This is a genomic window from Pseudoteredinibacter isoporae, from assembly GCF_040372805.1.
Lineage (GTDB): Bacteria > Pseudomonadota > Gammaproteobacteria > Pseudomonadales > Cellvibrionaceae > Pseudoteredinibacter > Pseudoteredinibacter isoporae_A.
Genome location: NZ_BAABWJ010000005.1, coordinates 25,505 through 48,469, shown reverse-complemented (window position 1 = coordinate 48,469; position 22,965 = coordinate 25,505). Strand labels below are relative to the sequence as shown.

Annotated in this window: 20 protein-coding genes; 9 read left to right on the top strand and 11 right to left on the bottom strand. The window is 48.8% G+C overall.

Annotated elements, in window-relative coordinates; translation table 11 throughout:
• Window positions 1-108: 108 nt before the first annotated feature.
• The 5 genes from ABWW03_RS11505 to ABWW03_RS11485 form a co-directional block, all read right to left on the bottom strand.
• Entirely contained in the window at window positions 109-2,292 is a 2,184-nt protein-coding gene (locus ABWW03_RS11505; protein WP_353408481.1) for a hypothetical protein, read from the bottom strand.
• Between the two features lie 350 nt (window positions 2,293-2,642).
• Window positions 2,643-3,230 carry a transglutaminase-like cysteine peptidase gene (locus ABWW03_RS11500; protein ID WP_353408479.1) on the bottom strand — a complete coding sequence of 196 codons (588 nt, stop codon included), beginning with the start codon at window positions 3,228-3,230 and terminating at the stop codon, window positions 2,643-2,645.
• 257 nt (window positions 3,231-3,487) lie between these two features.
• Window positions 3,488-3,982 carry a chalcone isomerase family protein gene (locus ABWW03_RS11495; RefSeq protein WP_353408478.1) on the bottom strand — a complete coding sequence of 165 codons (495 nt, stop codon included), beginning with the start codon at window positions 3,980-3,982 and terminating at the stop codon, window positions 3,488-3,490.
• Window positions 3,972-4,493: a DUF2878 domain-containing protein gene (locus ABWW03_RS11490; RefSeq protein ID WP_353408477.1), complete on the bottom strand. Its 522-nt coding sequence runs from the start codon at window positions 4,491-4,493 to the stop codon at window positions 3,972-3,974. Before ABWW03_RS11490 ends, ABWW03_RS11495 begins: the two co-directional genes overlap by 11 nt.
• 179 nt (window positions 4,494-4,672) lie before the next feature.
• Entirely contained in the window at window positions 4,673-6,649 is a 1,977-nt protein-coding gene (locus ABWW03_RS11485) for a lipase family protein (RefSeq protein ID WP_353408476.1), read from the bottom strand.
• A 292-nt stretch (window positions 6,650-6,941) separates the two neighbouring features.
• Here ABWW03_RS11485 and ABWW03_RS11480 point away from each other — a divergent pair, with 292 nt between their 5' ends.
• Entirely contained in the window at window positions 6,942-7,661 is a 720-nt protein-coding gene (locus ABWW03_RS11480; RefSeq protein ID WP_353408475.1) for a hypothetical protein, read from the top strand.
• A gap of 204 nt (window positions 7,662-7,865) precedes the next feature.
• Complete coding sequence (locus ABWW03_RS11475) at window positions 7,866-8,792, top strand: NosD domain-containing protein (RefSeq protein ID WP_353408474.1); 927 nt, start codon at window positions 7,866-7,868, stop codon at window positions 8,790-8,792.
• A gap of 63 nt (window positions 8,793-8,855) precedes the next feature.
• On the opposite strand, the gene ABWW03_RS11470 is transcribed toward ABWW03_RS11475, so the two are convergent.
• Complete coding sequence (locus tag ABWW03_RS11470; protein ID WP_353408473.1) at window positions 8,856-9,248, bottom strand: VOC family protein; 393 nt, start codon at window positions 9,246-9,248, stop codon at window positions 8,856-8,858.
• Between the two features lie 94 nt (window positions 9,249-9,342).
• Window positions 9,343-9,795 (bottom strand): YHS domain-containing (seleno)protein, encoded by a 453-nt coding sequence (locus ABWW03_RS11465; protein WP_353408472.1) that lies wholly within the window; start codon window positions 9,793-9,795, stop codon window positions 9,343-9,345.
• Between the two features lie 259 nt (window positions 9,796-10,054).
• Between ABWW03_RS11465 and ABWW03_RS11460 the strand changes: the two genes are divergently transcribed.
• The 4 genes from ABWW03_RS11460 to ABWW03_RS11445 all read left to right on the top strand — a co-directional run bounded on the left by ABWW03_RS11460 (window position 10,055) and on the right by ABWW03_RS11445 (window position 15,405).
• A complete protein-coding gene (locus tag ABWW03_RS11460) occupies window positions 10,055-10,990 on the top strand; it encodes an AraC family transcriptional regulator (RefSeq protein ID WP_353408471.1) in 936 nt (311 codons plus the stop codon).
• Window positions 10,991-11,104: 114 nt separating this feature from the next.
• Window positions 11,105-11,341, top strand: a complete 237-nt coding sequence (locus tag ABWW03_RS11455) for a hypothetical protein (protein ID WP_353408470.1) — start codon at window positions 11,105-11,107, stop codon at window positions 11,339-11,341.
• Between the two features lie 182 nt (window positions 11,342-11,523).
• Window positions 11,524-11,877: a DUF1428 domain-containing protein gene (locus ABWW03_RS11450; protein WP_353408469.1), complete on the top strand. Its 354-nt coding sequence runs from the start codon at window positions 11,524-11,526 to the stop codon at window positions 11,875-11,877.
• A gap of 402 nt (window positions 11,878-12,279) precedes the next feature.
• Window positions 12,280-15,405 carry a ligand-binding sensor domain-containing diguanylate cyclase gene (locus ABWW03_RS11445; RefSeq protein ID WP_353408468.1) on the top strand — a complete coding sequence of 1,042 codons (3,126 nt, stop codon included), beginning with the start codon at window positions 12,280-12,282 and terminating at the stop codon, window positions 15,403-15,405.
• A 70-nt stretch (window positions 15,406-15,475) separates the two neighbouring features.
• Here ABWW03_RS11445 and ABWW03_RS11440 read toward each other — a convergent pair whose 3' ends face one another.
• A complete protein-coding gene (locus ABWW03_RS11440; protein WP_353408467.1) occupies window positions 15,476-15,910 on the bottom strand; it encodes a hypothetical protein in 435 nt (144 codons plus the stop codon).
• A gap of 169 nt (window positions 15,911-16,079) precedes the next feature.
• Between ABWW03_RS11440 and ABWW03_RS11435 the strand changes: the two genes are divergently transcribed.
• From ABWW03_RS11435 to ABWW03_RS11425, 3 genes are read left to right on the top strand one after another with little or no spacing between them, the layout of a single operon-like run.
• Window positions 16,080-16,412, top strand: coding sequence for a DUF4242 domain-containing protein (locus ABWW03_RS11435; protein ID WP_353408466.1), 333 nt, complete (start codon window positions 16,080-16,082; stop codon window positions 16,410-16,412).
• 23 nt (window positions 16,413-16,435) lie between these two features.
• The gene (locus tag ABWW03_RS11430; protein ID WP_353408464.1) at window positions 16,436-17,785 is read left to right on the top strand and encodes a cytochrome-c peroxidase; all 1,350 of its coding nucleotides are present in this window, start codon (window positions 16,436-16,438) and stop codon (window positions 17,783-17,785) included.
• A gap of 11 nt (window positions 17,786-17,796) precedes the next feature.
• Entirely contained in the window at window positions 17,797-18,468 is a 672-nt protein-coding gene (locus tag ABWW03_RS11425) for a Crp/Fnr family transcriptional regulator (protein ID WP_353408462.1), read from the top strand.
• A 62-nt stretch (window positions 18,469-18,530) separates the two neighbouring features.
• Here the strand turns inward: ABWW03_RS11425 and ABWW03_RS11420 are convergent, their stop codons facing one another.
• The 3 genes from ABWW03_RS11420 to ABWW03_RS11410 all read right to left on the bottom strand — a co-directional run bounded on the left by ABWW03_RS11420 (window position 18,531) and on the right by ABWW03_RS11410 (window position 22,956).
• Window positions 18,531-19,586 carry an alpha/beta fold hydrolase gene (locus ABWW03_RS11420; protein WP_353408461.1) on the bottom strand — a complete coding sequence of 352 codons (1,056 nt, stop codon included), beginning with the start codon at window positions 19,584-19,586 and terminating at the stop codon, window positions 18,531-18,533.
• Between the two features lie 10 nt (window positions 19,587-19,596).
• Window positions 19,597-21,792: a TonB-dependent receptor gene (locus ABWW03_RS11415; RefSeq protein ID WP_353408460.1), complete on the bottom strand. Its 2,196-nt coding sequence runs from the start codon at window positions 21,790-21,792 to the stop codon at window positions 19,597-19,599.
• A gap of 120 nt (window positions 21,793-21,912) precedes the next feature.
• A complete protein-coding gene (locus ABWW03_RS11410; RefSeq protein WP_353408459.1) occupies window positions 21,913-22,956 on the bottom strand; it encodes a helix-turn-helix domain-containing protein in 1,044 nt (347 codons plus the stop codon).
• Window positions 22,957-22,965: the final 9 nt, after the last annotated feature.

The following is a 22,965-nucleotide window of genomic DNA, read 5'->3' as shown; positions in this document are numbered from 1 at the left end:
AAACAACATGTTAAAGTGAATACATAAAGTTATACTTTATGTAAAAAGGTAAGCGGCAAAGAAAAGGCAGCGAAGTGATTCGCTGCCAATTGGACGATATTCAATTGTTTATGGGCGGGGGAACAGGGTCAAACCGGCCTCCGTCAGGCAGTCATCACCAAACTTTTGTCGGGCAAAGCCTGCAACGGCATTAATTGCTGTCATATAGGCACCTTCGAGCCATCCTCCCAAATGACTGTAGCTGCAACCGGCGAAATACACCTTGTAGGCGACCGTGCTGTCCTGCAGTCGATAGTTGTCGTATAGCAGGGAAACCAGCGTGTGCTCCTTTGGGTAATCCAGCTTAAATCCGCCTCGGGCCTGGTCCATTGACCAGTTATAAGCGTAACCGTTATTGCCATCGAGATTCTCATCGGCGATGAGTGAAGCAAGCCACCATTGATTGTCATTGCCATCAATTCGATCAACGGATCGCCTGAAGCTGGCCAGTATCTCGCCGTTACTGTCTTCAAGGCCCGGTTGAGACTGGCCCTCCGCCATAAAATGGTAGCCGCCGTTACTGCCTTCATCACCCCAAACATATGACAAGAGCACGTTTTTGGAGTCGACACCATCAAGAATATAGGTGGCCGCACAATCCGTGTCGTGCACCAGTTGTTTGATTTGTTCACCGTTCACGGAAGGGGCAATGGCTCGCCAGGCATCTTCAGATACACTGACAAAGTACTTCCCACTGCGCATCATATGGACAGATTTTAGGGCATTAATAAGGCTGTACTCTGGATTCTTAAATCCGGAAAAGGGCAGATGAATGTCATCCAGCACTTCCAGACCATTCAACTTGTTCAGTTGGGTGCCTTTGGGAATGATGGATTTTGCCGAGAAGGCTTCAAACAATTCTTGGGCACTGTGATGGGCGGTGCATACAAACACCGAGTCGAATATCTGGTGATGAATGTTGTTATCCGTATTGCTGTGATCCCGGTAATACAGAAGATTACTGGATTCGCCATCTTCAAGCGCCCCCAACAGTAAAACCTCACAGCTGGGTTTGGGTACGTAATGTAAGCTGCTGTTACGCACCAGTTGCATCAAACGAATACCTAAGTCGCAGTTGCCGTTTGTACTGTCGCCGGCGGAGTTCGGAAGTAAATACTCATCGGCGTAATTCCAGACCAGCAAGCGCGCAATTTCGATAAACGATACTGCATTTAACGGTCGGAATCCCCCAGAGCCGAAACCATAACGGCCGAAGAGTTCCAAATAGTAGGAAACGCTATTGGGGTAGTTTTCTGTGTCGGCCTCCACAATCGTTCGGATAGTGGACTCCACCAAAACGTTTAAGGTGATATCGTGTTCGCGAACGTAAGTTTCCCAGGCATTCTTCACGGACTGGGAAAAAACTTGCCGCTCTCGAATATTCGAAGAGCTGGCGTAGTGTGTCTCGGCGTACTCCAGAGCGGTAATCACGTTGCCATCTTGGAACAGGGCGCCTTCAGGGAGGGCGCTGTAGGGGCCGCCGCCAGGAATGAGTAATTCCTGGAACAGCTGGGCGTTCCATTGGCCCGGATCAAGATCAAGGCGTTCAACATCAACAAGGCTGTAGAGCAGGGGGGCATTACCCAGATTGATTCCAAAGGCGCCCCAGTGATTCCCATCGTTTGATTTTACGTCTTCGGACAGTGAGGTGATGACCTTGATGACAAAGTCATTCACCTTTTTGTAATCTGGATTTGGGCTACCACTGTTGTCGTATTTAACATCAATGTCTCTCCAGCAAAACTGGCTGGCGACATCTCCAGGATTTGGAAACACGGTTAAGGCTGCATCGATGTCTTCAGGGAAAGCCTTGTTTGCCATATTCCAAGTGCAAGTTGCAATGGATGGAAATCGCATACAGCCTATTTCCCGGTAAATGTTCTCACCTTCGGTGTCGGAACCGTTATGTGAATAGATGCGACCGAACTTTTCATCGTATGTCGCATGGCCTTTTTCCACGGTGGGGTCGTAGTAGAAATTGTGAACGGTAAGAGTGAGATTGGGGTTCTTGTCTGAAAGCTCCGCAAGAAAAACCATGGTGGCCATTGCGCCTGCGCCTCGGCCAACAACGGCGATGTCGATATCACCGCTTATATCTTCCAGAGCGTTAAACAGTCCTTCCTGAAAAATGCCCGCGTAATCCCCGAGAGGACTGTCTGGGTATCGGGTTTTTTGTGTTGCAAAAGCCCGTGATGTGGCCTTGAGTTGTTTTTCGCACTGGTTTCTTCCGAGTGTTCGGATTCCGTGAGTCATAAATTCGTACCATAGGTATTGTGAAAGTCTCCAAGTTATTACACAGCTGTCCGTTTGCTGCGCGGCCACAGTACGAATGAGGCTATAGGCACTCAAGTGAAATATTTATGTTAGTTGATGACAGATTTATGTCTGAGAGTTAAGAAGCGTTTAAGATGCGAGAATGTTGATTGGTAATGTTGCGAATGGCTGAATGTTTGAAAAAACGTTCTGAATCAGGGCGGATTATAAGTGAAAAATACTCCGCTTGAACGAATATTGAATTCGTAACTTTTTAGATAGTGCTAACAAACATATTTATAAGTAAACATGTTTGTCGTCAAAAATTCTCATCAGAAAGTTTGATGTATTCACTTTTTGTCGATGGAATAAGGATGATAGGCATTCTGAATGGCAGCCCATTTGTCACCGTGTTGGGGGAGTCCATCAAAACGGGTTTGAACTGTCCAGTTACCATTTTTATGAACATAAATATTGTTTTTTGAAAAGCTCACAAAAGGCAACAGGTCCTTGCGGCGATGAAGTGGAATAATTCGGTCGGTTTCAGAGTCCAGCACCACGGTGCTGTTGTCAAACATGTCACCACTTGAATGCAGTAGCACGGCGTGGGGCATGTTTTGTCGATTTTTAACCAGAACAAGACGCAGTTGCTGAGCTGGAACGCCCTGAGAGCGAAGAATTTTCATTTTTGCCAGGGCATAGTCTTCACAGTCACCTCCTTGGGCAAAGAAGCGTGTAGATGCCTGCCAATCGTCCTCTTTTTCAAATCGATAGGGGACGCTGTTAACCCAGACGTTAACGGACTGCAGCCTCTGGCTCTTTTCCTGATACGCACTAAAGCTATCCTCAACCCATATGGCTTCATCGCGTGATACGGTATAAGGATCACCGCTAAGTGAAACAGAAGCCAAAAATAAAAACGATGCCCCCGGAAACATACACTTACTCCTCATAGATACGGCTAAGAATGCCCAAACCCGGATGTTGTTAAAGGATTCGAAACGTTGACCTTGTAATCCATGATAAGCGAGCAAACTTAATGTAAATTGAATACAGTTTTGTAGGGTTATTGGGGTTTTTCTTAACGGGACATGAATGAGCGATGGGTGTCCCTGGTCGTTAATTTTTAGTGTTTTTGAAAGGCATTTTTCTGCTTGGGCTAATCAATGCTTGATTAAACTTGAGCGGCCTACTTCTACGATTCCCCAATCAGCTTTTTAGCTTGACGGGGGTACTGGCTGTTCGGGCCAATCCAGATGTTGATAAACGCTCGTGCAAAGCCAGGGGATTCTATAATTCCCAAGGACTGTTCGAACAATAGAAACTCACCCCGATCGTCCGTGTGTAAAATAAAACTCAATCGATCTCCTTCAGATATGTCCGGCCAGATTTTTTCCAGTTCTTTGAGCCAAAATTGACGTCTTTGCTCGTTGATGCCGGGAACCGTCTTCCACTGTTTTCGAGTTTCCTCCAACAAATGCTTGGCCAAAATATCCCGTCGATAATCAAGACTAAGCTTCAGGGGCGCCTGGTTGCTCTGATGCCTCCCGTCTTCGCTAAATAATGTCGCGTCGTAGATATCAAACCAGAGAACCGAAAAACGGGTTTTGCCCACAGCCTGAAGCGCGGCTTCGGCGTTTGAAAGAAACGGGCAGCTAAGAAGCAACAGCAGTAATATTTTAGTGATCATGGGTTCCTGAGTCTCGTTCACAATATTGGCAGTATTTGATGCCCAGCGGGAAAATGAGAAACCAGAGAAATACACACAATAAGGTTGTACTCAGCAGATTGAACCCAAGAGACACGGCTCCCAGGGCGTGGGCAGCCAGGTAGCTGCTTGAACCGCCTACTGCCCCCAGCATGGGCAGAACGCGAGGATATTGCCAAAGGGGTCTCAGGCTATGGCGTAATGTTGCAGAGAAGCACAACCACAACACAGCCAGCCAAAGGGGCAGGACAGTTTCAGGAAATACCCAAACTGAGGACAAGCTTAGCAAGCCGTCGATGGCAATGCCGGTCAAGGCTGTGCCTGCAACAATACGAAATTCCAGCGGTTTATTCGGGACAACAGCGAAGTGCAAGGCCAGGAGGGTCAAAGCCAGAGGGATGGCGCTGTCGCCGAAGACCACTAACGTCCACCAGCTCAATTGAAATCCGGCAAAGTTAATGAGCAAGAACGCTGGGTTATGCGAAGCGGACATCATGGTCTCGTATTGTCTTCGTTTGTGTTTATACGCAAGGGTTGGGTGTTCAGATCAATTTCAGCGGGGAGCTGGGCGTTCGAATAGAGCACAGAATCGTTTGGGACAAGGCGTTAAGACAGTATGTTAAGAGGGCCTATGACGGGCGCAGCCCCGGAAGAGTAGGGGCTGCCATTGTTTTACAGCTCAATGCTGAAGGAAAAGTAGCGACCATAGAGCTGTAAATAATCACTCATACGATGATCTGAACCGAGTTCCTTCAGTTTCTCTGTTGACGCTGTGTGATTTACGCTCAGTCGATCCATGGTTTTATATGAGGCCGAGGCGTAGAGAACCGCTTCGCCGTTATCATTAAAGTAAATTTCCTGGCCCGCATGAACATAGCTAAGCTTGTGTTCGCCTGGTAAGTGTGGTGGTGGCACCATCGCGACAACATCACGGTTGTTTACCGAGCGTATGTATCGGCCATAGAGTTTTCGTTCTAGATCTTCCATAAATCGCTCATTCCCCACTCGGGGTTGTCCGAAGGTGTATAAGCCATTGATGATTGGTGAGGGCGAAGAATGTGTGTTTGAGTATTCCGTAAGCAGCCGGTGGCTCGCTAGCACGGCCAGGGCACCACCCAGGCTATGTCCGCAAAAGACAATGGTGTATTTCTGAGACACATAAGACTCAAGTCGCTCTGAGAGCTGAGGCCAAATTGCGTCAATGGATTCAGCAAAGCCTCGATGTATTCGGAATTGCTGATCGTCTGCTTCGGTTTCACTGTCCGGCATCCAGCTCGCTTCGGTTTGGAGAAACTTCGCATCCGTCAACATATCCTGCAGCTTTTGCTCCGTTCCTCTAAACGCAAAGGCAACAAGACCTTGTTCGGCGCTCTCGGCGACAAGACACTGTGTATCAGTAGCTCGGTGCTCCAGCAAATCGGCATTCAAGCCCCAGTTTTTTGCTACTTCCCGACAGACATCTCCCTCTTTATAGGAGAGCTCACTGAGCTTGGCGGCCCAGACAAGGTTGACTGGGCTGTAACCCGTTTTACTGGCATTAAAACTGGAAAAATCACTGAAATCGACGTCTCTATCGGCTGGGATTGGCAGTCTCCGAAGCCGCTGATTGATGGTTACCGCGTCTGCGTTCTCCGGCTTGGCTGGGGCGCCTTGGCCTGGAGGTGGCAGTGCGGCATTCGAATCGTTGCGGTTGCTGTGTGAACCGTTATCGCCGCGCAAGCGTCTTCTGGCGCCCAGCAACTTTTTGAGTAGATCAAACCAGAACGGCGCGCCCAAGGACGTGGCAAAAGCGGTGAGAACAAAGCCAGGGACTTTTAATAGGAGAAAAAGAACCGTTTCCAACGCGCTTTTTCCTCTGAAATCCTCACTGTCCCAGCCCACGACAGGGCCGAGGTCAATAACCAAAGATTTGATTTTTTTCTCACAGTTATCGATGTCTTGAACGTTATTGTCCGGGGTTTCAGCATTGAGTTGCTGAACACAAGATTGAATAATCTCCGGCCGTTTGGCGATATCTTCGGCAATTTCAATATGGGCCTGCCGGGCATGAGGGTCGGCCATTAAGCGTTGAAAGATATGCAGGGTATCCGCGTTCACAGCACAGGCGACAATAAAGCCCACCCCGAGAAGATAGACATTGAGTTTGCGCTTGAACCAGCCAATGGAGCGATCGATACAGTCCCCAAACCATAAGCACAGTGAGGCTTCAAAGTGAGCGATATCCATGGCGGACTCTTGCCAGCGGCCATAGATTTCTTTTTTCCATCCGTCTGTCTGTCGATCCAAGCCCACCGCCAAAAGTGCGTCATGGAGCTGAATGGGCCGAGTTCGCAGATAGGAATATTTCCCTTGCACCAAAGTATCCAGCAAGCAGAATACAAAAGTTGTGTCTTTCATCTGTGACGGACCGCGAGGTTGGTCCTGTGGGTTTTTAACGGGGCGGGAGAGGGCTCTGACTCGTGAGTGTTCGTAAATGAGCTGTTGGGTTTTCGAGTCTGTTAGGGTGGTAATCGCGGCTTTCAGATTGTTGCCGTGAAGTTTGCCTAGCTGAATGGCGAGTATTTCAACCATCGCCGAAACAATCAGGCTCAACACGAGAAATACAGTGATCAAACCGATAAAAGCGTCCAGCATATCCATTGCAGTCATCGTTGTCTCCGTACCGCTGGTTCTTGTGTAATCAAATGTAGCTACCTATTTCGCGTAACTATATCCGATTGCCCGGAACTCTCAACTGATTTTTGTCGCATGGAGTCATGGTGAGTTGGGGGCATCCGTGCTTTGGAACACACCAGTATTAGTGATTGAGCTGAAAGACATCAGCCTCTACTCTCCGCCCCGGACTCTCAAATCATTTAATAGCTACGGTTAAACGCCTGTTATGGCGGGTTTGCCTGTGGCTGTAATGTATTTGCTTTTGCTGCAGTGTTTAGGAGCAACAATGAAAAAGAGTCTTCGCGCTTTCCTTCTGGGGGCCTCCGCCCTCATCATCAGTATGTCGGGCTTTGCTCAGGGCATCCTGGTTAACGCCAGTGATAACGTGGCTGCCAATCAAATTGTCGGGAACGGGCCCAACCACTCGGCCACCGCTGCGTCAAACAGCGGCCTGGGCACGTATCAGCGCGTTCAATTAAATCTGGATTCAGAATTGAATCGCATCGTCAATGTCTCAACAACCGATCCCTTCCTGGGTGGACCATTTACTTTTGTTGTCAGCGTACGGTCGACTACCGCGCCGTTTGCTGAGTTGGAACGAGTTCCAGCAACGATTTCCGCGGTGGGCAATAACTTTCTGGTTACGGATTTCTCGCTACCGCCTCCAGGGAATCAGCGCACGATTTATCGAAACGAGTTTCACTTTATCACTTCGGTACTCCCCGCCGGCAGTTACTATGTGGCGGTGCTGGCGCAAAACCCGAATTACACGAGCACCCTTGCTGATACCAGCCTGGCGGGTATCAGTGGCACATCGATTTTGAGCAGTTCCGTGCCCAGTGAATCATTTGGGGCTTTGATGATGAATGTGTATGCCGTTACTGGGACAACACCTGCGGCACCCGCCGCATCGACGGTGAATGCTGTTCCTATGTTGCCGCTGCCTTTGTTGATGTTGTTAGGGGGTGTCTTGATTCTTGCCCGAAAGAAATATCGTGTTGGATAGGTGCGACTGGTCTTCACGGGCAAGGCGACATGCTTGGGTTGTCACGCGCTTGCAGAGGCGGGTCTTACTAGAAGTGGGGGTTGTTCCTAAGGCCTGCTTTTCCCCAAAATGGTAAACGGTAGGCTGCTCTGTGTTTGGTGAACAGCGCGCTGCCCATGTTTTCTTGGTCAGAGAACTCAATTTAGTTAAACAGGGAGGTGCAACATGCAAGGTTTTGCGAAAATAATGGCGATCATGTCATGCTTTTCAACAGCTCAGGTTATGGCGTTGAGCTGTGGTGATGTGATCAGCAGTAACACAACATTAAACGACGATTTACTGAATTGCCCGGTTAATGGGTTAACGATTGCCGCTGACGGTGTGACTTTGGATCTGAATGGTCACACCATTGATGGTAGTGGCAGCGGTAATGGTATTACCGTCATGCCGGGTGTGAATAAAGTGAACATTATTGGTGAGGGTACCGTTAAAGACTTTTATACTGGCATTGTCATCAGCGGTGGCGTTAAACACTCACTGAATAATATACGAATCTGGGGAACACAGCAGGGTGCCTATTTTCTCGATATGTCTCAGAGTGTTGTGCAGCAATTGGATATCATCGGTGGTTTGAACGGTATTATTCTGGATGGTGACAGTAATGACAATGAGGTCATTGACAATGACGTAACGGCTGTTGTCAGTGAAGGGATTTGGATTCGAAAAGGCAGTTACAATATTCTGAGCGGCAATTACCTCTTGAATAATGAAACCGGAGTGGTCTTTAACGGCGGCCTCAAAAATGTCTTCAAATACAATCATGTCATTGGCAATGCCAACGGTGTGCTGATCGGGCCTGGCATTTCTTCATCAGGCGATTCGATCAAGCACACTGTTTACCAAAATAAGATCTACAACAACCACACCGGCATCTGGTTGAACAGTTATGCGACCAGCAATCAAGTGGTTGAGATTACAATCCAAAAAAATGCCGTGTTCGGAGGCGCCCACGGCTTGTATATCGATGGGCCGAATAACGTTGATAATGATGTCATCAACAACTATTTTGCCGATCAATCTGTTTACCCTATTCAAGACATAGGGACATCAACCCAGCTGCTGGGCAATCAGTGTAACGGGGTGGCGTGTTAAATAAGCATGAGTTTTTAAATGTCAGCAAAAGCGAGTGTTCATTATTCCGTTGGCATGCTCATATTAAACACCATCAAAGCCGTTAAAAATAGCTTCGAGTTTATTGCCGAATGGGTCGCGCACAAACGTCGTATACACATCAGGAATTGGGTAGGCTTCTCGTGGTCCGGGTTCTCCGGCGCATTCGCCACCATGGGCAAGTGCATGGGCATGAAAATGCTTGACGGCTTCCTGAGAGGGTGCGACAAAACAAATATGCGTGCCGTTTCCAGTACTTGGGGCTTCCTGATTCTCAGGTTTGAGCAGAAGAAACTGAATCCGGTCTTGGCCGTACGCTACAAAGGCTTCGCTTTTGGCCAGACAATTAATACTCAAGGTTTCCAGAAGGCCATCGTAAAACGCAGCGGCTTTATCGATACACGGTGCACCTAAGCTGAGGTGATCAATGATATTCATACAATATTCCTTATGATGATGTAGAGAGACTCGCGCGCATCTGAACGGTGCCAGAGGAATCGCCGATCAGATGCGCAGCAGATCTTAAGTGGTATTACAACGCAGCGGGGGATGTATCTTTAATGCTGTTCCATTTGGCATTGGCGGTCTTGATGCGGCCAGGAACGTCCTTCAGCCAGGCATCTTGAATACCAGCATCCAGATTCAGGTATAAGGTTCCATCGACGATACGCCATACCTCTGGGTCACCAATAAACTTCTTGCCTACTGATACGCCGAAGGCACAGTAGCCACCGTAGGCCGGCACGTACTTATTTGGAGAACGTTGAAAGGTCTCCAGATTCTCCTTGCTGGAAAACTGGTACGTTGCACCGTCATGGGTGGCCACAAAGTTACCATTGCCGCGAAGGGGGCGTTTGCCCGTGTGGTACGACACCACATCATAGCCTTGCACGGCTGGTGTGCTGTAGCTATGTGGGCCAGCGGCAGCGCCAGCTGAGAAGAGCATGGTGGCCACGAGTGCCAGGAAGAATTGTTTTATGTTCATCGTAAGTTTCCTTAATTGCTGATTTAGAATCCTGCTCAGAAAGCCATAACTTTCTGGGACGCCATCATCAGCGAGAAAACCCGGAACCCAAATAATCGAAACCACTTATTTAATACTAAATCGTATAAAAACATACTAAAGATACTTTTTCGTCTCTATTCAATACTAAATCGTCTCAAACTTTGTATGAACGAGTGATTCGTGTGGGCGCTTGTGGTAGGTTTTCAATTCCACGAACACGCAATCAATTGGACGACTGATGGATGCACTCACCGATATTCTGAAAACGCTACGACTGTCTAGCAGCTTTTACTTTCGCACCGAACTCACGTCTCCTTGGGGCGTTGAAGTACCGGCAAAAGATAAGGTAGCCCGCTTTCATGTCGTCATACGAGGACAGTGCTGGTTGCGTGTGGAAGGTGAGGAAGAGGGGATCCACCTTTCAAATGGTGATCTCGTGGTGATTCCTCATGGCGCATCCCATCAACTTGCGGATAACACTGGAACTGAGATTCGGCCACTCGACGATGTACTCAATGACGTGTCTTACGTGGGGAATGGGCCCCTGATCTATGGCGGCGATGGGCCCGGCTGTTGCCTGGTTTGTGGTGAGTTTGCGTTCAGCGATTTGGGTCAACATCCCTTATTGGAAAACCTACCCAAAACGCTTTTTGTGCCTGGTAATCAAAGCTATAACAGCCAGTGGCTGGACAGCGCTATCGGTTTTATCTCTCATGAAGCCAGCAATCTGGAACCCGGTGCTCATGCGATCATTGATCGCCTGTCTGAAATCATGTTGATTCAGGTAATACGCGCCACCCTGGATGCCAGCGAAGAAAAGATTCCCTTTCTTTCTGCCTTTGTGGATGCGCGTATTAATCAGGTTTTGGCGGCTATCCATGCAGACCCGGCCCACGAATGGAGCGTGGAAAACCTGGGGCAACTGGTGAATATGTCACGCTCATCATTTTCAAGCTGCTTTACGGAACTCACCAGCATGACGCCTCTGCAATACGTTATTTTCGTTCGCCTGGATAAGGCGAGTCGCCTGTTGGTTGAAACCACCATTCCACTAATCAACGTGGCCGAGAGCATCGGTTACCGCTCAGAAGCGGCCTTCAGTCAGGCCTTTAAGAAACAATACGGAATGAGGCCTGGAGAATTTAGGCGAAGTCATTCTGAAAAAGCAGCGTGAAGTGAAACGCCTGTTGAACGGGCGGGAAGAGACGGTTGTTCATCTACTATTGCCTGCATAAAAAGGTGATCGTTGCGGTTTATCCAGGCTGCACAAAGTTAACAAGGTATTTTTATGAGATTCATACGACAATCCATTGAAAGAGTCGTAGCCATTCCAATTGGTGCGCTTATCGGCGCAATATTGTTGTTGCTTCTCTACTTAACTTTCTTTGACTCTATCGAGTTACTGCCACTGAGCGCTCTGGCTCTGCAGCTGGCTCCCGGTGCTCTCGTTGGTGGGGTGCTTGCCGGTTTCTTTCCTCAGCTGTTTTTGTGGGTTCTGGGTGTTGAGCTGTCAGGAGGTGCATAGATTCTTTTGAGTGTGAGCGAGTTGTCGACAGAAGGACTTAGGTATTCTAATTTAAACGCCAAGTTATTAAAATTCGGAAGGCGTTTATAGCATTGTCATAATCCTTACATACAATGCTTTACTGGATATCGCTGTTCTGTGTAAAGACAGTATTTGAGTTCATAGCATAAGAGGAATTGATCATGTCATACGTTGATGGCTTTGTAGCCGCTGTTCCAGTCCAAAACAAAGCCGACTATCTTGAGCACGCTGAGATTTCCGCTGAACTTTTTAAGGAATACGGCGCGCTTAACGTTGTAGAAACCTGGGGTGATGATGTGCCTGACGGTGAAATTACCTCATTTCCTATGGCGGTGAAGGCTGAGGCAAATGAAGCCGTGGTTTTCTCCTGGGTGATATGGCCTTCGAAAGAGATAAGGGATGCGGGCTGGCAATCCATGATGGAAGATCCGCGTATGCAGCCCGAAGATAACCCTATGCCATTCGACGGCAAGCGCCTGATCTATGGCGGCTTTAATTTGCTTCTGGAAAAGTAAACCCAGATGGGCAATGTTCAAGGCGAGCGTTGCCCTTCTTGTTTTTACAGGCCTTCCGGGTTTGTCGAGGGTTTCCGGCTGCCCATGCTTCAGAGCTCACAGGAAGCAATGCTCGGCCTTTTTTACGGCTGCGTTAGTTTTAAGTTTGTGTTTTTGAAGCCCTCCATTTTAAGAAAAGCCACCAACCTGTCCTGAGGCGTAAAAATTACGACCTGACAAGTAAAAGACTGAAGCCGAATACGCGGTTTCGTCTTTTAGTCACCACTTTTTCTTTTATTCCCGCAAGTTGTCAGTAGAATCACTTGGTACTATCGTTCCAGTTGGCTTCGATACCTGAAAGATGCTGGACTATACTGTTGAGCAATCAATTATCCGTGACTTATTTGGTACGTCGAATCGTTAATGAATAGATTTTTCTGTTGGTTTCTGCTGGTTCTGTGGAGCGCGAGTGCAAGCGCGGGTTTGTTCGATCGCGGACATTACTTCTTTAAAAGCCTGACCCTTCATGAGGGGGTGAGCAGTGACGCCATAACCAGCATCACCCAGGATGCGGAAGGTTATATTTGGTATGGAACTCAACACGGCTTGTACAAATACGACGGTTACAAGTTCACGGAATATCAAAGCCAAAAAAATGACCCGACTACGTTATCTGGTGATTACGTTCGCTCCTTGTGGCCCGCCCGTGATGGCGGGCTTTGGATTGGCACCTTGTCCAATGGCGTGTCGCGTTATCACCCGGAGTCGAATCGTTTTACTCGGTTTATGAAAACAGAAGGACAAGAGAATTCTCTTTCTAACAATCGGGTTGAGTTTATTCTTGAAGATGAGGGGCTGGGCGTCTGGTTTGCGACGGACGCGGGCTTGGACTATCTCGATTTAGAAAGTAGTGTCATCACTCATTACAATGCAAGTAATTCGGAGCTTCCTCACAACCGAGTTAGATCGTTGGCTTTGGACCATCAAAACAGACTGTGGGTTGGCTCTTTTGACGGCCTAAGTTTTTTCGATAAAAGCAGCGGTACTTTTTCAACGCCAACATTCAGATCGGCGCGTGGGCTTTCACTCGGCAATAAAATCATCACCGCACTCCATTTGAGTGACGGGCGTCTTTGGGTGGGAACCTACCGAAACGGCGCGTACGTAATCGATCTGGAAACATTTGAACTGATCGAAATTGGCTACCGCCCAGGCTTGTCCAATCAGCTGAGCCATAAATGGGTATCGTCAATATTAGAGGTAGGAAAAGACGAAGTTTGGGTTGCCACCTTTGGTGGTGGCATCAACGTTGTAGAACCTGACACGGGCAGCGTTATCCGGACCATTAAAAACAGTCCTTTTATTGATCATAGTCTGAATGCAAATGAAGTTCGTCGCTTATTCAAGGATCGAGCCGGTCTGATTTGGATTACGACCTGGGGAGGCGGTATTAATCAGTACTACCAAACCAATAATTTATTTCGTATATTGAAACATGATACCAGCGACAAACATTCCCTCAGCCATGGGGATGTCTATTCATCGCTTAATGTGAGCGAACATGAGGTTTGGGTGGGCACCAGAGGGCGGGGCATTGATATACTGAACCCCAAAACCGGCTTGGTTTCCGCCCACCGTCCTTTGCCCGAGAGCCCAGATCATTTGGGCGATGGCAATATCCTTACCATGATAAAGGTTCCGAGTGGTCATATCTGGGTGGGCACACGCGAAGGCTTATACGAATATTCCCCCTCACAGTCACGGTTTCGGCGTAGAGTGGCCAGGACAGGCACCAACAGTTTCCGGTCTCTTTTTTATCAAGCACCGGGCTTGTTGTGGATAGGTACCAACGATTCGCTGATCCGTCACCCCTTGGGCACTGATGAATTTGAGATAATCGCTAGCGAGCAACGCCCCGACTATATTGATGTTATTGACGAAACGGGCAGCGGTCATCTGCTGGTTGGGGCCAGCAACGGTGTTTTTGCGCTTTCCCATGGAAGCAAATCGCTTCGGCCTCTCGTATTGCAAGCTTCAGAGCGCAAAGACGAAGCTGCGCCTGGTTCTTTCAAAATCAGTAGAAGCAAGGAAACCTGGTTCTTTTCAAACGCCGGAATAGAAAAGCTCACAAAGCTAATAGTCAAGGATGATCGGCTTGTGGCGGAAACGGCCTTTGTGGCTGAACACAAACTGATATCCGATAAATACCCACTGGAAGATGCCAAAGGTCGATTCTGGTTTGACCGTAATATGTTCGACCCTGAAACCGGTCGCGTACATTCGGTTTATCCGGAAGATGGTATTCGCGCCGGGGTGACCTGGGCTGGTATCAATACGGAAACGTCCAGGGGCACTTTGCTCTTCGGCACCACCAAAGGTTTGCTGATGATCAAGCCTGATCTTTTTCAAGAGCGAGAAGAATCAACCCAGGTACTCATCACCGACATAAGCATTGATGGCCAGCGGCAATCCGCTAGAGAAACCCTTCAAGTGCCAGCTCACAGCAAGAGCCTCAGTATTGAGTTTTCATCTGACGATTATTCGGCGCCGACAAAAAACACATTTCGGTTTAAGCTCGGGGGTTTTGATGATCAATGGATTGAAGTTGACTCGGGCCGGCGTGTGGCAACCTACACCAATCTTCCCCCAGGCAGCTACCGATTTGTCATTCAAACTCGCAGCCGTGCAAAAGACTGGCTGCCGCCACATGAACTGCGTATCGAGAAACACGCCAAATGGCATGAATACCTCTTGTTTAAAGTTCTGGGGGTTTTAGGCCTACTGGCGGCTATATATTACATTTATCGGTATAGAATTCTTGCGCTGGAAAAGCGAGAGTGGGAACTGGAAGCACTCGTTAGCCAGAAAACCGCAGAACTGGAAGATAAAAACCAAAAGCTGCAGGACGCGATCATTGAAATTAAGGCCCTGAGCCTTACCGATCAATTAACCGGGGCATACAATCGCCGTTTCCTGGATAATCAGGCTGCCATCGAGCGTTCCAGTGTCGTTCGAGGGCACGAGGACAAGCACCCCGACAGACGCTACATAGGTTACATACTGATTGATATTGATAACTTCAAATCCGTTAACGACGACCATGGTCATGACATCGGGGATCGAGTTTTACAGGAGGTCACTCGGGCGATCAAGCAGAGTTCCCGGCCTGCCGATCACCTGATTCGACTCGGCGGTGAAGAGTTTCTGTTGATGGCTCGAGTGAAGCGGAGCGCAGAGCTTAAAGAACTCGCTGAGCGTACTCGCCAGAGTGTTGAAAGGAAGACCATTGATATCGATGGCAACATGGCGATCAGTCGAAGCTGCTCAATCGGTTATGTGCACTTTCCCTTGATTCATACCGATGAAAACATGAATGACATACTGAAGCTGAGTGATAAATTACTCTATGTTGCCAAGCAAACCGGGAAAAATAAATGCGTGGGAATCAAGCCGTTTCCTGGTACGACGCTGGCACTTTCGGTCGACCGTATTATTAAAGAATTCGATACGCTGATTGCCTCAAAAACGATACAGCTTGACGGTGTGTAGTGTATTCCTAAAACCGAGCGGTGGATGCTCCTTGTGACCGTCCACATCCATAATAAGGTTGCGGCGATGTTCACATTAGAAAACACATCGCCAGGCCGGCATTTAACACCATCAAGGCGAAGTCTGTTACAAAGATAAACAGCATTAGGCCTTTCACTTGCCAAACCCCTTCGCCACGTCGATTCTGCAGTGCTACCGGCACGTTATAAGCAAACTGTGAGCCGTGAGCAACAGCGATAACAAACAGCAAAATTGCCCATTGTATGTTTTTATCAAACACCTCGGTATTGAGCAGCAGTAACACACTGAGTACCAGAAAGGCAAAATTGAAACCTGCGACAAATTTCCCTGAGTACACAAGGGTTTCCATCACCGGTGTGTCTCGATGCGCCTTGGGCACGACAATTTTCGCAAAAACCCTGCCGCGAATGTCAAAGGTGTGAAAGCCTCCCAAAAACCAGAGGGCATTCAGCAGTAAAACGATTTTCAATGCGATATCGAGCATTATTTCCTTCCTTTTACACCGGATTCTTATGATGACGTCGATCTGACAGCATTATCGGCATTCCGGGTGCCTATAGGCAAGCACTTGGGTGGCTCTGTAACTAAAGTTACAGATGTTCACTGAGTAACTCCGTACAGTGAGGTCTCTTATTCACCAGGAGGCAAAAATCATGTCTGAGTTCAAAATGTTCGTTGATACCCATAACCGAGAAAGTGGAACCTTTCCCGAGAAGATTACCGCTGAGGAGTTTTCAGCTTTTTATCAAAACTACCAAGTCGCCTGCGCTGAAGAAGAGGTGATCTCGCTGAAAATACTGAGCGATATGGATGGTGGCAAAGCATTTTGCCTGACTCTGGCCAAATCTGCTGAGGCGGTGAAGCGTGCCCATGAACGCGTAGGCTTACCATTCGACAGTATCAGTGAGGTAAAAGCCATCAGTCCTGAAGCTATGTTTCTGGAAGCAACGTTTCTTGAAGCCACGTTTCTGGAAGCCAAAGCTTAAGGGCAACAACGGTTGTATTTCGCATGTTTGAGTTTATCTTTCTCATCGTTTTACTGGCAACAACAGCGTCCTTTCCGCTGTTGTTGCTGGCCATACTCAAGCGCCGTTCAATACAGACCCGAGAGGCCAGGGCGATCTCTCCACTCATCGTAGCGGCCTTAGGGTTTCTGGGCTTGGCGTTCGTTCTGAAGCTACTGCTGTTATTTCGTATGGCACCGGATACGATGCGAGCGTTTATCAAGCAAGAGCGTTCTGTGACTGCGCTATCAGCACAAGCATTGGCAGCACAAACACGGCCACAAAAAATACCAAGGCAAAGAGCGTCGACAATATCAAAGCCTTATTCTGAGATACTGATGAGTGCACCGCCTGAGCGTCATCGCTGGCAAGCACTGCCCGCAATGGCACCATACCCTGCGGACAACCCTCCCAATCCTGCTAAAATCGCCTTGGGCAAGCGTTTGTTTAATGACCGTAATCTATCTCTTGACCGAAGTGTGTCTTGCGCCAGCTGTCACAACTTGTATGTGTATGCCGGTGCCGATGGTAAAACCCAGGCCGAAGGTATAGGCGGGCAGAAAGGCGTTCGCAACACGCCAACGGTATGGAACAGCGCTTTTCAGAGAAGTTTGTTTTGGGATGGGCGATCCAACAACCTTGAACATCAAGCCTTGCAGCCTATCCTTAACCCGATCGAAATGGGGCTGCCTTCCGAGCAGGCTATCGTCGAACGCGTCCGAAGTCAGGCTGACTACCACGACCTGTTTTTTCAGGCGTTTGGTGAACGAAACATCAGCAGCGTGAACATCGCCAAAGCCTTGGCCAGCTACGAGCGCACTCTAATAACGAACGACAGTCCGTATGATGATTTCGTTCGCGGCGACAGAGGGGCCCTTAAGCAACAACAGCTGAATGGTATGGTTTTGTTTGAACAGCTGGGCTGTGTGTACTGCCACGCCGGACCCAATTTCAGCGTAGCCAGTGTTTATAGCGAGGGTTTGGCGTTGCGCCTGTTTCCGGCAAAGCCGACGTCACTGACCCAATCCTTGACGTTAAACAATCCTGAAACAGGCAAGCCGACGGTTTGGCGGGTGCCGAGTCTGCGCAATGTTGCCCTGACCGGCCCCTGGCTGCACAATGGCAGTGTCGACACACTGGAGGAGGTTGTCCGAATGATGGCGGAAAGCCAATTAGGGAAGAGCGGCCACAGACGGGTTGTCTGGTCGGACAATGCTCTGAGCGTTATTGACAGTTCGCCACTGACAGATTCCGAGGTCCGCGATATTGTCGCTTTCCTCAAGGCGTTAAGCAGCAAGCGTTTGTTGGCGGCTAGCGAGACGCAGAATCCACCCCCTAACATTTCCGAGCCGTAGAATAGAACACTATGTCAGATCAGGGCGCGCCATCACACAGTCTGCAGTTGGGTGATCATATGAATGTGTCGCAGGCAACACAGCAACACATAAATCAGCACAGTCATTCGCTTTCACTCAGCAAAGGGCAATTGGCAATACATAAAGGCGATTCGGTCGCCGGAGCTTATATCGTCACTTCCGGGCAGTTGAGGGTGTTCAGTTATTCTTCACGGGGCAGCGAGGCCACGCTCTACATCCTAAACCCGGGAGAGACCTGTGTGTTTGCCCTAAACTCCTTGTTTAAAAACCTGAGATACCCGGCCTGGGTTGCAGCGGAGCAAGACACCGAATTGTTAGTGATCAGCGGCAATGCCTACAAGGAGCTTTTTAGAAAAGACCCCGGTATTCAAGACTTGACTCTGAATGCACTTTCAACGGCGGTTTATCAGTTGATGCAGGAAGTTGAGCAACTCCAGGGCTGGAACTTAAAACAACGTTTAATCAACTACTTGCTGAATATCTCAAACGCCGATGGTGTGGTATCACTCACGCAACAACAGATTTCCAATCATTTGGGTACCTCCCGAGAGGTGACAGCTCGTTTATTGGGCGAGCTAAGTACGGACAAGCTCATTACCACCGGAAGAGGGCGTATTGTTCTGAATGATTCACGGGGCTTGAGTCGACATTTAACGCCCTGAGCGCATTTCACAACGGGACAAGTTTATCTGGCATTGGGAGCGCTCACAGGATGCTCTCACGCTTAACAGCTTGGAGGTGTCTCCAAAAAGCCTAAAAACTGATTTAGGAATATATCAGGTTGTTCAATGAAAGGGCTGTGCCCCACGCCTTCCAGGCGAACCTCTTTAAACCTTCCGTACCGTTCCAATAGAGCTCTGGTTTGCGAGACCATTGGTTGCGGTGGGCAGGTCTCATTGCCGGGCCAGTCGGGCACTAAACCCTGGGAGCCTAGAAAAGCAATATCAGAATACGATTGATCACTGATGATTTTATCGTCAGAGCCATGCAGCCATAGAATTGGGGGCTTGTCCGCGATGTCGAGCAGCTTTTGGGCGTTGAAATATTTGGCGCTGATGGCATTAATTGGGCCAAATTTCCCCGGTGCTACATACGGCCAGTTTGGGCTTTCGACAAAATCTCCCGGATACCGATCCACTGCAATTTTTTGCTTTAAGGAAGCGAGGAGCAGCTCATCCTCTCTCGGCATACGCCACGGCTTCGCGAAGTAGCCATTGCGAATAACATTGCGCGGCGAAAAATCACTGTCAGTACCGGTATCGTGCCGTTTGATCTGCGCAATGAACTCCTTCGCAACAGTGCCACCGCCGCAGCCTGCAAAATCGCTGTAATTTGGGTTGCCTTCAAGGTCTTTGCTGCCACCAAATCCGAAAGGGCTCACCGGCGCAACCAGGCTCAGAGAGCGGACGCATTGAGGATGGTCGATGGCCAGCTGCATGACGGCGCCCGCGCCGGCGGACCAACCCAAAAAATGGGCCGATTCAATACCGAGCGCTTGCAGGAGTTCAAAGAGATCGTCACTCCAATCTCGAGCCCCGCGTCGAGCATCAATCACTTTATCCTCGGTATCGCCATAACCTCGAAGGTCCGGCGCCACACAGTGGTATTGCTCGGGCATTTCCAGCATCAGAGCCTCAAAATAATCGGCGGCTGAAAAATTACCATGAATAAAAAACACCGGCTCCCCGTCACAGTTGCCGCAACTTAATAGGTGTTGCTTAAGTCGAGGCGTTTCTACCGTGATCGAATCAATGCCGGCCAAACGTGACGATTGCATCATTCATTCGCGCCTAGAAATTATAGCTGGCCGACAGGGCATAGGTTCTGGGTGCGCTGTAGTAACCGAGCATTACACCTGGGAACGCTGAAATATCAAAGGCGTGGCTGCGATAGCGCTTGTCGGATAGGTTTTTTCCACCCAGCATAATAGTCCAGCGATTATCTTCAGCCGCCAACATAAAGGCTGCGTTCACCAAGCTGTAGCCATTTTGAGCCAAGGTTTCCTGGCTGTTCACTTCCAGATAGGTTTTGCTGCGGTAGCTGATATCCGTTAAAAAGCTGAGCTGCCCCCATTCCCAGGCCGCAAAGTCATAGCGCAAACCCAGTTGAGTATCCCATTCCGGAGCGTTCACCAATTCACGTTGATCTGAAATATCGATCAGCTGATTCGTTGACGGGTCGCCGGCAATGTATTCGCGGTATTCGGCGTCCAGGTAGCCAACGTTTACGTTGATGGTGAGTGCGTCGCTGAGCAGTGCGGTTAATTCCAGCTCCGCGCCTTTCATCACCGCTTCACCCGCATTGGTAAAGACTGGCAAAATGGAACCGCCGTCCGCACTGGCTTCAAAACTGCTTAACTGCAAGTCATCGTATTGGTTTCTGAAGATGGCCGCATTGATTCGCAGGCGATCGTCCCAAAGCTGGGTTTTCAGGCCGGCCTCCAAACTGACCAAGGTTTCTTCATCAAATGGCGTCAATGCATCGGATGTTACCCGGCCATTAAAACCGCCCGCTTTAAAAGCGGTTGAATAGCTTGCGTAGAGGTTGCTGTCTTCACTAAGCTGATATTTCAGACCCAACTTGGGAGAAAAGTTATTGAAGTCAGCGTCGTCAGGGTTTCCAGAAGTGACAACTCCTTGCCCGCGCACTGTTCGCAATAGTGCACTGTCGGGATTCGCCAGGGCAGGGTTACCGGCAGCTAATGCTATCAAGTTAAAACTCTCAGCCACGCGGCGGTATGATTTGCTTTCCTTGGTGTAGCGGAATCCCGCAATCGCGGTAAGTTGCTCGCTAATATCATAATCCAACTGGCCGAAAACGGCGTAGCTGTCGGTTTCAAAGAAACCATCGCCTGAACTCGCACTGAAAATATTGGCGAAAACGCCACCGTCGAAGGTTTGTCCTTGCTCATTGAAATAGTACAAGCCGGTGACTAACGAGAGCTTATCGCTCTGATATTGCAACTGGAATTCCTGGCTGCTTTGTTCTTGTTTATTAAAATAGTAAATTCCAAAAGCATTGATCGGTGTGCCGTCCAAATCCAACTCGGTACCGTAATCCAGCTCGCGATACGAACTGATCGATTTCACACTCCATTGATCATTCAAAGCCCAACTGGCATTCAGGCTAATACCCTTAGTTTCGGTTTGTTCTACAGTATTAAAGTCGGCATTGACAACAAAAGGGTCTTCGTCCGCGGGAAAAGTAGGGCCCAACAGGATGGCTATAGGGGTTTCTTTTGCAGGTGTCCGTGAGCGCTTTGGATCACTGTCTGAATAATCCAATGCCAGTTGCACACTCACATCATCATTCGGATCGAACTGCAGAACCGCTCGGGCAAACTGAGTATCACGATCGCCATCGCGTTGCCCATCAAAACGATTCACGCCATAGCCTTCATGTTCCATACTGGCCAGAGTCAGTCGTCCTTTCAACTGATCAGAGAGAGGGCCGCTGATGCTCGCCTTCATATCTCGGCGATCATAATTGCCCAGGTGAGCGCTGATGTTGCCAGTGAACGTTTCGGTAGGGGCCGCTGAAACGTATTTGATGGCACCGCCCACGGAGTTACGGCCGTACAGACTGCCCTGTGGACCACGGAGTACCTCAATACGCTCTACATCCACCACATCAAGGAAAGCGCCTTGGGCACGTCCCAGGTAAATATCATCCAGATAAATGCCTACACCAGGCTCAAAAAAAGCGACCGAATCAATTTGGCCAATGCCACGAATATACACCACAGCATTATTGGCGTCTCCGGAATGCACACTCAGGTTCGGAACCATACTTTGCAAGTCTCCGAGGGTAGAAACCTGGGCTGATTCAAGGTTTTCCGATGAGAAGGAACTGACCGCGACCGGTACTTCCTGCAAATTGGCTTCACGGCGCTCGGCCGTCACGATGACTTCTTCTATCTGGGCATACAGTGGGGTGCTGGCCAAGGCTATGGTAAGGCCAACGGCATGCGCTAGGGGCTTACGCATCAATCTATCCTCTCGCTACTGTTATTATTTGATGTTGGACACTATAGGGGCTGGCAGACAAGGAAAATATGACGAATTGGTTCTATCGATAGGGTACATTTTCGCTCAGGAGGTGAAGGTTTATCTTGCTTGTTTTGAGTCAATTTGAGAAAGCTGCTTGAGATAAGCTGCCGGCGAGAGCTCGTGCCAACGTTTAAAGGCCCGCTTAAAACTGCGTTCATCGCTGTAACCCAATCGTGTGGCGGTATCGTTAATGCCAAGGCCAGCTTGCAAATACTGGCAGGCTAAAGTGCTGTTGCAAGCATCCAGGAGCTGTCGGTAGTTACTGCCTTGTTCCGTGAGGCGGCGCCGCAAAGTCGCAACGCTGATATTGAGTTCACTGGCAATCCATTCCTGGCTTACGAGAACGTGTTTGGCGCTTGCCTGATAAACTTTTTCCTCGCATATCTGAAGAAAGCTCTGGGCGTCGTCCTTTTCACTTAAACTCAGAAAATACTGGTAGTGGCGGTAGAGGTTTGCTGAAATATCTTCTTTGGATTCGTGTAGAAGGGGCAGCTGGGCTTGGTTGATATCATAAGCCAGCTCATATTGAGGCTGATTTAATTTCAAGGGCGCGTGGAAGATATTCAAGTGGTGATTGTGCTCAGGAATCCACTCTCGTTTACTGCAAACACGCTTGAGTTTTAATGGTTTTTTGCAAAGATAGGAAAGCGTGCAGTGAATACTGATCAATGCAAATTCGATCGCTAATGGAACAGCTTGTGTTTGGTAGTGGAATTCACTGTCGTCTACACAATAACTTAAACTACGTCCTTGTTTACGCACTAAGTTAAACTGGCCACCGTGAATGATATTGTAATTCTCAGCCAAGCTTTGTAAGCCTTCCTCAAGCGTTTCACATTGTTGCAAGCTGGAAAACACGAGGCGAGTGCTGCCACGTCGCAAAGGACGACTTGAAATCAAATGAGACTCTTCGTGCACCGCATTTTGGCTCGCCAGCATAATACGCCAAGCGTCACCCATGTCGACCAGTTGATTGGGTTCTTCCAAAAGGTTACTGGGAAGGTCAAGTTGTTCCAGGATATGGGCAACACTGGCGCCGGCCTCAATGGTTTTGGCCATTAAGCCCAGAAGGTCGGAAGCAGCGATGCAGTGAGGGCTCATGTTATTTGC